This window comes from Acidovorax sp. Root70, from assembly GCF_001428225.1.
In the GTDB taxonomy this organism is placed as follows: Bacteria; Pseudomonadota; Gammaproteobacteria; order Burkholderiales; family Burkholderiaceae_C; genus Acidovorax.
In genome coordinates this window covers 294,046-304,767 of sequence record NZ_LMHQ01000029.1, presented here as the reverse complement: position 1 = coordinate 304,767, position 10,722 = coordinate 294,046, and the positions used below count along the sequence as shown (strand labels likewise).

Genomic DNA, 10,722 nt, shown 5'->3' with positions numbered 1-10,722 from the left:
CATTGCATGGCCAATCTCAACACTTACTACTACCGCGTGCTGTTGCCCCATGGCAGCGTGCGCTCGGGCCTGTTGCGCCTGGCGGTCAAGCGCGACCTGTCTGCCCGCATGCGGCTTGAAGCCGATACCGATGGCACGGTGATCAGCCTCTGGCGCTTTCCTGCCTGGCTGTCTGTGGTGGCCGATGCGCTGATGCATCTGTTCCGTCAGCAGGTGCGCAGCGAAGACCTTGCTGGCTTTCTGCGTGACCTGGGCCTGATGATGCGCGCTGGAGTGCCCGCACTCGACGCACTGACCACCTTGGTGGAAGAGAGCCACAGCGCCGGCAACGCTGCCATCGCAGCGGTGGCCCGCAACATGCGGGACGACCTGAACGCGGGGGTGGGAATGACCGAGGCTTTCAACCGCCACCCCAACATATTCCCCGAGACAGTGCGCAACTTGGTGTCCATCGGCGACCAGACCGGCACGTTGGACCGCATGCTGGGCGAAGCTGCCGAGCACGTCGAGCGCATGATCAACATCCGGCGCGACATCAAGACGGCATTGATCTACCCCGCGTTCGTTTTTGCCTCCATCATCGGTGTGGCGATCTTCTGGATCTACTACGTGGTGCCCAACATGGCACGGCTGTTCAAGCAGCTGCAGGCCAAGCTGCCACCGATCACGGAAGGTCTGGTGGCATTCGCGGACCTGCTGTCCACCCATCTTCCCTGGGTGCTGCTGGTCACGACCATCGTGGTGTCGATCGGGGTCATTGCGTTCAGGCGTTCCGAGCGCTTCCAGCTCGCCACGTACACCCTCTTGCACCGCCTGCCCATCGCCCGCACGTTGCTGGTTTCCTCGGGCATGGCGCACATCACGGAGCACCTTTCGATCCTGGTGCGCGCGGGGGTGGACATGGTGTCGAGTCTGCGCGTGCTGGGCCGTGCAACCAAGAACCGGTACTACCGCACGCGCCTCATCCATGTGGCGGAATCCGTATCGCGTGGGGAGTCGGTGTCATCGTCGATGCGGCGCGTAGGCGGGTTTCCCGCGATGGCTGTACGGATGATCTCCGTCGGCGAAGAGTCCGGTAGCCTGGACCAGCAGCTCTCGCATCTGGCGACGGACTATCGCAAGCGCCTGGAGGTGCTGGTGAAGTCGCTGGCAGAAATCCTCAAGCCCTTGATCATCCTGATTGCTGGAGGCTTGTTCCTGTTCCTGATTGTTGCGCTGTTGCTGCCTGTATACGACCTGGTGCGGCAGTCGGTCAACCAAAGCATGGGGGGAGGGTGAATGCGCGGCATGGTGACGTCCATCACGCCTCGTGGTTCACGGGGCGTGCATTTGTGCAGACTCACGCAGGTTGAGCCTTGTCCATCGCTGGCCAAGGTCTGCCTGTCGGTGCGGGTGGGGTTGCAATGAAAAAGCCCGTGTTGATTGGCGGTGGTCTGGCCGTGCTGGTGCTCGTTATCGTGTTCTTCGCCGGATGGACGGCGGGAGGAGGGGGGGGCGCACATTCAGTGGCACCGCCTCCACCGTCGGTAGCGGCGCCGCCATCCCGCCAGGAGGGCGCTGCCAGCATTGCCTCCCGTTCTGCCGATGCCGCCGCGTCGTCCACGCAGCCCCTGTCCGCAGGGGGCTCTACCGCAACCTCGTCGGCTGCACTTTCGCCGGATGAGCGTCGCAAGCGTCTGGCACAGGTGCGTTCGGATATCACGGCAATGATGTCCAGCGGAGCACTCAGCTCGCCCGAGAAAGCCCTGGCACTCATCAATGAGCTGGAGCAGCTGTCGCCAGGAAACACCGATCCGCGCTACTTTCAGACGCTTCGGAACATGCTGGAGAGCACCTCCAAGATCCAGGCGCTCAACACGGAGCTGCAGCGGATTTCGGGCAGTTCCAAGCCCGAAGACCTGGTGCGTCGCCAGGAGGTATTGAGTCAGTTGCAGCAGATCAGTACGCGCATCAGTGCAGACGCTGCAGATCTGCAGTCCACCGTGCGACGGCCGGCTGCAGCGGGGAAACCGTGATGATGCAGGGACCTTTGTTGCGGGCCTGTGCTCGTATGCCCAGATTGCAGGCGGGCTTTTCCTTGATCGAGCTGAGTGTTGCGCTGGTGGTGGCTGGCCTTTTGTCGTGGGCATCCTTCAGCGCGTACGAAACCGTCTCTGCACAGCAGCAGCTTGAAAGAGGGCGGGCGCAGGCGCAACAGTTGCAATCGATCTTGCGCGCTTTTGCGCTTCGCTACGGGCGCCTCCCTTGCCCCGACGTGGGTGCCGTGGCGAATGGCTATGAGTCGCTGACGGCTGGAGAGTGTTCCACTGGCAACCAGTTGGGGTGGTTTCCGTACGTCAGTCTGGGGTTGGAGATTCCGACGCTGGAGCACCGTGCACGCTATGCCGTGTTTCGTGCAGCCAATGCAGATCCATTGCTGGACGCGGATCTGGCGGTCTCCAAGGAGCGCAACGGAGATTCCGTCAGCGATGCCAACTACCTGGACGTCACGGACTTGATCGCTGCGCTGGTGAATGCGGCCGCCCTTCCCCTGTCTACCGGTCGTGCCTATCTCACGGGAGATGGAGGCGCTGCCGGGGCCATTGATTGCGCGTCCAACGCTGTAATGCCGGCGGCTTATTGGGTGGTGGTTCCGTTGCAAGACAGGGACAACGATGGTAGCCGCCTCGATCCTCCCCATACGAGCAGCAGCCTGTGTGCAGCCAGTCCTTCTGCCCCACTGAGGTTTGCTTCGGACGACGTGGTGGTGGCCGAGTCGCCCGCACAGTTGGCAGGCTGGCTGCGCGTGAGTTTGCCGTAGCCGCATTCAAGACCCATAGCTCATGTTCATGCAGATACTTGCCTTTGCTCACCTGGCTGGAAGGCCCTCGCAGGAGGTGCCAGGTCCTGGTGTGGACGCTTTCGAATTGCACGGGCTGCATTCTGGGCAGAAGTGCTCGCTTGCGGTCACTGGCACTCGATGCAGCAGGGGTGTTTCGCGCTCAAGCTCGCGCGGCTTTGGGATGGTGCAGGTGCTGCTGCTCATTGCTGTGCTGGCTGGGCTCGCGACCATGGGTTACCTTCAATGGCGTGAGCGTTCTGCGGTGGAGTCTTCTCGCCAGGAGCGGCAGGCGCTGGCCCAGGCGGACCGCGCCATCGTCACGTTTGCCACCGTCATGCGGCGTTTGCCTTGTCCAGACACCAACCGCGATGGCGTGGAAGACTGCGGCGCAGGCGACCAGAAGGGCTGGCTGCCTTCGGTGTCGCTGCGATTGGCCGGGGCCGACCCCGGTGTCGATGTGGGGCAGTTGCGTTACCTTGTGCAGCGAGGCGGCGGAGCGAACGATCTGACCGTGCTGGACGACGCATGGCGACCCCTGGAATACGACACCACAGGCAAGACCTATGCGTCCATGCGTGCGACCACCGCGACGGGGGGAGACTATCAGGCGGACATCCTCACGTTGGCGGACCTTTGTCAGCGCTTGGACGAGGGCCGCAAGACACCATATGCGGCTGGTATGGCGGAGGTGAGATCCACTCCCGTTCGCACAACAGCGTACGCGCTCGTTCATCCGGGTAACGACGATGCGGACGGGAATGGATCACTGTTCGATGGAGCGAATGCCTCTGCCGACAGTGCCGTGGAAGACCCCACCCGTCGGCCATTGCTCTCGCGATACAACGATATCGTGCTGGAACGTTCTTACGCGAGCCTGCTTGCCGGGCTGCACTGCGCTCCCCTGATCGACTCCATCAATACCGTGGCATTGGCGCACGATGTAGTGCTCCAGGTGGATGACCTCAAGACCGGCAACATCGCTGCGGCAAAGCAAGCCATCGTTTTCGCTGCCCTGGGTGCGGCGATCACGGCGGCAGATATGACGGGCACGATCCTGGGGGGTATTGCAGATGCGGGCAATGCTGCTGTGGAGTGGGCGATTTGCGCGGCGACCCTGGGGCTGGCGGTGAACGCCTGTGCGGCGGCGCCACAACACACTGCGGCCGTAGCGCTGACCGGGGGAGTGCTGTACGCCAACGGCGTTTCGGTGGGGCTGAATGTTGTGGCTGCTGTGATGGCGGGCAATGCGCTGGCGCTGGCGGACAGCTCGGTGGACGCGTCCACGCTCACATGCCCGTCCACCGACTACACGCAAGCACTCGCGGCTGCGAAGAAGGAATGGGACGACGCTGTGGCAGACCGCAACACGCTCATCACAAAAATCAACGACAAAACCAACGAGCTGAATGCAGCCAATGTTGCGCGCGCCAATGCGATCAACAATCTGGTGGCGCAGGTGCGCGCAGGAGGTACCTCCACCAGCATCGACTCCCGCATACAGCCCGTCCTGGATGCAGCAACCAACTGGGAGTCGAGCAATTTCTCCTTGACCGCCGCCACAATGCGCCGCGACAACTATCAGACGGCGGTAACCCAGTGGACCAATCAAGTGGCTACCTACGCCAACATGCTGGCCAACCGCACCGCGATGATCTCCCAGCTCAATGCCGATATTGCGACGCTGGATGCACAAATTGCCGCTGCGACCGACCCGGCGGTGAAGGCGGCGCTGCAGAAGCAAAGGCTGGAGAAGACCTCGCAGTTGACCCTTCTGAACGACCCTGTTGCCTTGCAAGCGGAGTACGACAAGGCGGTGACCGAACGGAACGACGCGCAAAGCAACCTCACTGCAGCCCAGACTGATCTATCGGCCGCGCAGGCAAGCGTCGGTTCTGCGCAAACGAGTTTTCAGGCAGCCTATTCCAACTTGCGCAATGCGGGGCGATACACCATTTTTGTAGGTGGGGTGGCCACATGGGTTGGATGCACCACCACGTCTTCTGGCGTCTGCCAGTCGGGCGACGTAGTGACATCTGGGGGTATTCAGGCGGCGTTGGTGGATCTCTTCGGTGGTTCGTCGGTCAGCCCGGACCCGGATGCCAAGTACCTGAAACCTATCAAGCTGCAGAGGGAGCTCAATGCCCTGCAGAGCCAGCTTGGCGAGGCCAACAAGCGGGTGACCGATGCCAAAAACATATATGACCAACTCAAGACACAGGCTGACAACCCTCCTCCTTGCAACATCACTGGCAAGGGTGTGACACCCATGCCCCCGAGCGCAGCGTTGGACATTCTCATCAAGGTGGACGAGAAGGGGGGTACGCGATGAGGTACTCCCTGAAAAAAAAGAGCGGCTTCTCCTTGGTGGAGTTGGCCGTCGTGATGGCGATCATTGGCATCGTCGGCCTCTTCGTATGGCGATGGGTGGCGTCCACCCGTGAGCCGATGCAGCGGCCTGCCATGCTGCGGCAGTTGGGAGAGGCTCAGGCGGCGGTCGAGGGTTTTGTACTGGCCCACCACCGGTTGCCATGCCCGTCGGCCAACACCGGTGGGAGCGAGGCTTGCGGCGATGCCACGGCGGTGAGATTGCCCTGGAGAAGCCTGGGGCTGAGCAGCAACTTCGGACAATTTCACTATGGCGTGAACCGGGGGGCGGGACTTGACCTGGCCGCCGCACCCGCTGCGGCCGTGTCGCCAGACCTGAACATCGACTTCACGGGCATGCCGGTGATACCGACTTACCCCACGTTCTCGCCGCCGATTGCAGCGTCAGCCACAGTCACCGCTGCGGCTGCCCGGGCACAAGCAGCCATCACCGCAGCCAGCGCTCGCCGTGCGGTGGTCAACGGGCTGGATTGGTGCCGGGTGCTGCGCAGCTTCGCTGCCAACTCGGCAGTGGCCGGCACACTCACTGCTGGCAATGTGTCTGACAGCATGCCGGTGGCTTACGTGCTGGTACATCCGGGCGAGAACAACCAGTTTGACGGCAACAACGCGGTGGGCGCCAGCGCGACCTGGCGTTTTGATTTTCCGGGCCGGCCCCAGGATGCGAACTACGACGACTTGACTCTGGCCGTAGGCCCCGCCGATCTTGATGCACGCATTGGCTGCGTGGGGCGGCTGAGCGAGATGCAGGCCACAGCGCAAGGTGCTTATGCGGCGTACGACAGTGCGCGCGTGATGCAGGAGTATTGGTCTTTGCGGGTGTTTGACATCACGGCGGCGGAGTCAGCGGTGCAGTCCGCCGAATCCGGTGTCGCCACGGCGGCTTTGGCCCTGGCTGTGGCAACTGCCAGCGGTGTGATCAGTATCGCGTCGGCCGCCAATTCAGAGGGCGTTACCGCGTTTGTAGTGGGCATCGCTGCTGCCAACTTGGTCGTGGCCATTGCGCAAACCGTGTACGCAGCCAAAGCGCTCGATGAAGCGAAGGCCGCGCTACAGGTGGCCAAGGAGAAACAAGCTGCCACCGATGCCTATGCTGCGCAGATTTATGACACGTTCACGCAAACATTGGCCAACGCCACCAAGTTGGATGTGAAGGGACTCAACCCATGAAGCGCCGCATGCAGGGATTCACCCTGGTCGAGATTTCGGTCATCTTGCTGGCACTGGGTTTGATACTGCCAGGGGCCATCGTTTTCTGGCAACTGTCGGAGCGCCAGCGCGTCACCACGGTGCAGGTGGATGCGCAACAGCAAACACGCGATGCCTTGGTGGGTTATTTGCACTCGAACTATCGCCTGCCTTGCCCGGCAGCTGATACGGCAGGGGTCGAGTCCTGCACGGAGGGTGCGGGCTTGCGCCAGGTGGGCTTCGTGCCCTGGCGCACGCTGGGTCTTCCCCGTCCCGAGGCCGGTGCTCTGCGCTACGGTGTTTACAGAGAGCCGTCAGCCACCGCGCATGAGGACCGGGATCTGGCGACCGCCGTGGATCGCATGAACCCGCTGCGCGTGCGCACGCCCAATCCCAAGCCACAGAACCAGGATGCACCCAACGACAAGGCACCACCGATCCCTTCGGTGTCCACGGTCCAGTTGGGGATGACCCAGTCCGGCAACGATGCAGCCCCCTTGAACCCGGCATGCAACCCGTCAAACAGTCCGCCTTGCCCCCTGGGAGTGGCGAGGGCTGTCAATCTTGTGGATGTCTGCCTCGCGCTCAACACGGCGAACGACGCGCTGGTAGCGCCTGCCGGGCGGCTGGCCGCCAAGATGCTGGGAACCCGGCGTTCCGTGGCCTTTGCCCTTGCTGCGCCCGGCATGCTGGATGCTGATGGAGACGGAAAAGCGTTCGACGGCGCGAACGCCACGGCCAGTTCAGCCGACCCGACCTTTGAGGCTCCTGGCAAACCGGTGACCGATGCCTATGACGACTCGGTGGTGGCACCCAGCCATGCAGAGCTGTTTGGCGAACTGCACTGTGGTGCCGCCTTGTCCGCCATATCGCACGCGCATTTCAACGCCGCCACCGGGGCGTTTGTGATGGAGCGGGCCTTGTACGACTACCGCGATCAACTGTTTGTGGCCGTCAAGCTGGCCGAGGCCAATGAGGCGGCAGCCTTTGCAGGGGTTGCCGGTGCAGCGGCGGGCGCTTTGGGCGCGGCCAAGGAGATGGTGTCAGCAGTGGCCGATACGACGATGAGTGCAGGCGCCCGGGCCGTGCAGATAGGGCTGGCCGCAGCCGGCATTGTGGCGGCTGCCGTGGGCGTGGGGCTGTCGATTGTGACCACGGGGCTGGCAACCGCGGCACTGATCGAGGCAAAGCAGGTGCACTCGGACTTCGCCACGCGAACCACTGCCATGACGGAACTGGCCATCTCCATCAACAACAACACGCTGAAGGCGGACGCCATTGGCTACTGATACTTTTTGCTCAAAGAGCGACACACCATGACAACGAAACCCACAAACCATTGCGCGCCGTCCGCGGGGCGGCAGCGCGGTTTTTCGCTTCTTGAACTGAGCATTGCCCTGGTGGTGATTGGCCTTGTGCTGGGCGCGGTGGCGGTAGGCCGGGACTTGCAGCGATCTGCGGCAAATCAACGCCTTTCCACCGACTTCATTCAGGGCTGGCAGCTGGCCTACGAGGCGTTTTTTAACGGCGTCGGCTACCCACCGGGGGACAACCCCACCAACCCCACAGGGCGCATCAATGGCAACAGCGCCACTCCCGCTACAGAGCTGTGTGGCAACACAATGATCAATGCGTTCTTGGCCGCCGGCATTCGGCTGCCATCGGGACGCACCGAGGGTCAGCAAGACCGTTATGTGTACCTGGACAGCAACGGCAACCCCCAGGAAGTGCAGGTGTGTTTCCAAAGCGTGAATTGGGCGGAGCCCGATACCACGGTGGGCAACTACGTGACGCGGCCCCGTAACGTGATGGTGATTCGCGGCACCACGTTCTCGCTGGCAGCTGCGTTGGACCAGCAGATCGATGGCAACAGCGACGCGCGTTTTGGCCGGCTCCGGGACGTTTCGCTCGCGAACGACACCACGGCCAACACGCCGGGGAAAATCTGGCCCATCGACGACCGCATGGCGTTTGGCAGCACTACGCCCACGTCGCTCGATGAGTCGCAAGTGGCCATCACCACTGCCTTGTTCAAGATGATGCGTTGATGCCCGGTCAGTGCGCCAAGGGCGCAGGGCTTGTGAGCTTCTGCACCCCCTTGCCGCCCTGGGCTCACTCTGGTTGCGGGGTCACACCCCGGCCAGCTGAAACCGCTGGTCAAAATTCATCTTGCCCAGCACGCGCAGCGCCGCGTTGCGGGTGGCGTTGTCCACCTTGCTGATGTCCAGGCTGTAGCGCTTGGCGGTGGACACCACGTCCACGCTCTGCTGGCCCCATTGCACGGCCACCAGCAGGGCGGGGCGGTGGCCGGTCTCGGCACTGCCGACGGACACGCCGCGTTGCTCGGGGCGGAGCATGAATTCCAGGCGGGGCGTGCGCACCAGGGTCAGGCGGTTGGCCCCCTGGGGCCCGAGGGCAAAAGACACGACCCAGTCGTCTTCGTCTTCGACCATGAGGAACGGGACCGGCTGGTGTGAGGCCATGGTGTGGGAGAGGAGGGTGGTGCGCGGGACCGGCTGAGCCGCCCGGTATGGGCGGCGATCAGTATGCCGAGGCGTGTGTGCGGTGGGGGCGGTAGGAACCCGGAGTTGGGTGCAACCAACGCAGGCGCCGCGCGTCAGTTTGGAGAAAGCTGGATTTGGTGGCGGGTGGTGGTGCCGTGGCGGAGTGTTTTTGGAGTCTCTCATGCCGGTTTTTTCGCCAAATTGCCGGAATGTGCTTGTGGAAAAAAGCCAGAAAGCTCCTTATTTAATAGCAATCTGCTCACTGATTTCTCCGCGTGCCAGCCGGGCGGCCAGTAGGCCGACAGCGCGCAGCGCTGGCTCCAGCCGCCCCTGCGCCGGATGTCCATAGTTGATGCGCACGCAGTGCGCAAACCGCTGGTCAGCCGAGAAGATCTGCCCCGGCGCCAGGCTGATGCCCTGCTGCAGTGCCAAGCGATGCAACTCCAGCGCGTTCACCTGGGGCGGCAGTTCCACCCACAGAAAGTACCCGCCCTCGGGCCGCGACACGCGGGTGCCTGGCGGGAAATGCTGGGCCACGGCCGCCAGGGCAATCGCCTGTTGTTGCTCCAGGCTGCGGCGCAGGGCGCGCAGGTGCCGGTCATACCCGCCTTGGGTCAGGTATTCAGACAGCGCCTGCTGCGATGGCGTGGCGGCCGATAGCGTGGTCATGAGCTTGAGCCGCTGCACGGCTGTGGCTTGGCGGCCCGCCGCCACCCAGCCCACGCGGTAGCCGGGCGCCAGGCTTTTGCTGAACGAGCTGCAGTGCATCACCAACCCCGCGCCATCAAACGCCTTGGCTGGGGGCGGGCGCTGGGGGCCAAAGTGCAGCTCGCCATACACATCGTCTTCGATCAGCGGCACGCCGTGGCGGGCGAGCAAGGCGACCAGTTCGCGCTTTTTGCCCTCGGGCATCAGGCTGCCCAGCGGGTTCTGAAAGCTGGGCATGAGCCAGCAGGCCTTGATGGGCTGGTGAGGTAGCTGGCGCTCCAGCGCCTCGGCGAGCGCCGCCAGGTCGATGCCATCGCGCGGGTGGGTGGCGATTTCCAGCGCCTGCAGGTTCAGCCGCTCCAGGGCCTGCAGCGCGGCGTAGAAGGTGGGCGATTCGACCACCACCACGTCGCCCGGCTGGGTGACGGCCTCCAAGCAGAGGTTGAGCGCCTCCATCGCGCCGTTGGTGATGATGATTTCTTCCACGTCCATAGCCATGCCGTGCACGCCGTAGCGCAGCGCGATCTGCTGGCGCAGGCGCTCGTCGCCGGGCGGCAGGCTTTGCACGATGGTCCAGGGGTCCAGCTTGCGCATGCCGCTGCCCAGGCAGCGTGCCAGACGCTCCAACGGAAACAGCTCCAGCCCCGGAAAGGCCGAGCCCAGTGGCACCAGATCGCGGTCGCGTGCCAGGCCCAGCACCTCGAACACCAGATCGCTGATCGCCACCCCGGTGGATGTGGCCGCAGGCTGCGAGGGCTGGGGCTCTGCCGGGCGGGCCTCGGCGGAGGGGGGGCGGGCGCTGACGTAGTAGCCCGAGCGCGGGCGCGCATGGATCAGCCCCTGGGCCTCCAGCAGGTAGTACGCCTCGAACACGGTGGAAGGGCTGATCCCCCGCGTGCGGCTGGCCTCGCGCACCGAGGGCACGCGGTCGCCGGGGCGCAGGGCGCCGCTATGGATGAGCTGGGCGATGGCGTCAGCGTGGCGTTCGTAGCGTTTCATGGGAGCAAAGCAAACTGATCTGTATTTTTAATCTAAATCTGAATCTGTACTGTTTTTAGGGTCGAGCGTAGAGTGGCGGACTGTGTGGGCGCACGCCTTGCGTGATGGGCCGTTGTG

9 protein-coding genes are annotated in these 10,722 nt (G+C 63.5%); 7 read left to right on the top strand and 2 right to left on the bottom strand.

What is annotated here, in order from left to right; all coding sequences use genetic code 11:
• The first annotated feature begins 6 nt into the window (after nt 1-6).
• From ASD94_RS17950 to ASD94_RS17920, 7 genes are all read left to right on the top strand, one after another.
• The gene (locus tag ASD94_RS17950) at nt 7-1,278 is read left to right on the top strand and encodes a type II secretion system F family protein (protein ID WP_056645735.1); all 1,272 of its coding nucleotides are present in this window, start codon (nt 7-9) and stop codon (nt 1,276-1,278) included.
• Between the two features lie 125 nt (nt 1,279-1,403).
• Nucleotides 1,404-2,015, top strand: coding sequence for a hypothetical protein (locus tag ASD94_RS23715; RefSeq protein ID WP_156391469.1), 612 nt, complete (start codon nt 1,404-1,406; stop codon nt 2,013-2,015).
• Nucleotides 2,015-2,800, top strand: a complete 786-nt coding sequence (locus ASD94_RS17940; protein ID WP_056645729.1) for a prepilin-type N-terminal cleavage/methylation domain-containing protein — start codon at nt 2,015-2,017, stop codon at nt 2,798-2,800. Before ASD94_RS23715 ends, ASD94_RS17940 begins: the two co-directional genes overlap by 1 nt.
• A 22-nt stretch (nt 2,801-2,822) precedes the next feature.
• Nucleotides 2,823-5,150: a hypothetical protein gene (locus ASD94_RS17935; RefSeq protein ID WP_235510700.1), complete on the top strand. Its 2,328-nt coding sequence runs from the start codon at nt 2,823-2,825 to the stop codon at nt 5,148-5,150.
• Complete coding sequence (locus ASD94_RS17930; protein ID WP_056645724.1) at nt 5,147-6,376, top strand: type II secretion system protein; 1,230 nt, start codon at nt 5,147-5,149, stop codon at nt 6,374-6,376. The genes ASD94_RS17935 and ASD94_RS17930 overlap by 4 nt, the downstream gene beginning before the upstream one ends.
• Nucleotides 6,373-7,683, top strand: a complete 1,311-nt coding sequence (locus tag ASD94_RS17925; protein ID WP_056645721.1) for a type II secretion system protein — start codon at nt 6,373-6,375, stop codon at nt 7,681-7,683. Before ASD94_RS17930 ends, ASD94_RS17925 begins: the two co-directional genes overlap by 4 nt.
• A 27-nt stretch (nt 7,684-7,710) precedes the next feature.
• Nucleotides 7,711-8,442 carry a type II secretion system protein gene (locus ASD94_RS17920; RefSeq protein WP_056645717.1) on the top strand — a complete coding sequence of 244 codons (732 nt, stop codon included), beginning with the start codon at nt 7,711-7,713 and terminating at the stop codon, nt 8,440-8,442.
• 81 nt (nt 8,443-8,523) lie between these two features.
• Here the strand turns inward: ASD94_RS17920 and ASD94_RS17915 are convergent, their stop codons facing one another.
• Complete coding sequence (locus ASD94_RS17915; protein WP_056645714.1) at nt 8,524-8,877, bottom strand: hypothetical protein; 354 nt, start codon at nt 8,875-8,877, stop codon at nt 8,524-8,526.
• 261 nt (nt 8,878-9,138) lie between these two features.
• Entirely contained in the window at nt 9,139-10,605 is a 1,467-nt protein-coding gene (locus ASD94_RS17910) for a PLP-dependent aminotransferase family protein (RefSeq protein ID WP_056645713.1), read from the bottom strand.
• Nucleotides 10,606-10,722: the final 117 nt, after the last annotated feature.

Bases quoted from the DNA above. Each gene is read 5' to 3' on its own strand.
- ASD94_RS17950 (WP_056645735.1), top strand. From the start codon at position 7: ATGGCCAATCTCAACACTTACTACTACCGCGTGCTGTTGCCCCATGGC.
- ASD94_RS23715 (WP_156391469.1), top strand. From the start codon at position 1,404: ATGAAAAAGCCCGTGTTGATTGGCGGTGGTCTGGCCGTGCTGGTGCTC.
- ASD94_RS17940 (WP_056645729.1), top strand. From the start codon at position 2,015: ATGATGCAGGGACCTTTGTTGCGGGCCTGTGCTCGTATGCCCAGATTG.
- ASD94_RS17935 (WP_235510700.1), top strand. From the start codon at position 2,823: ATGTTCATGCAGATACTTGCCTTTGCTCACCTGGCTGGAAGGCCCTCG.
- ASD94_RS17930 (WP_056645724.1), top strand. From the start codon at position 5,147: ATGAGGTACTCCCTGAAAAAAAAGAGCGGCTTCTCCTTGGTGGAGTTG.
- ASD94_RS17925 (WP_056645721.1), top strand. From the start codon at position 6,373: ATGAAGCGCCGCATGCAGGGATTCACCCTGGTCGAGATTTCGGTCATC.
- ASD94_RS17920 (WP_056645717.1), top strand. From the start codon at position 7,711: ATGACAACGAAACCCACAAACCATTGCGCGCCGTCCGCGGGGCGGCAG.
- ASD94_RS17915 (WP_056645714.1), bottom strand. From the start codon at position 8,877: ATGGCCTCACACCAGCCGGTCCCGTTCCTCATGGTCGAAGACGAAGAC.
- ASD94_RS17910 (WP_056645713.1), bottom strand. From the start codon at position 10,605: ATGAAACGCTACGAACGCCACGCTGACGCCATCGCCCAGCTCATCCAT.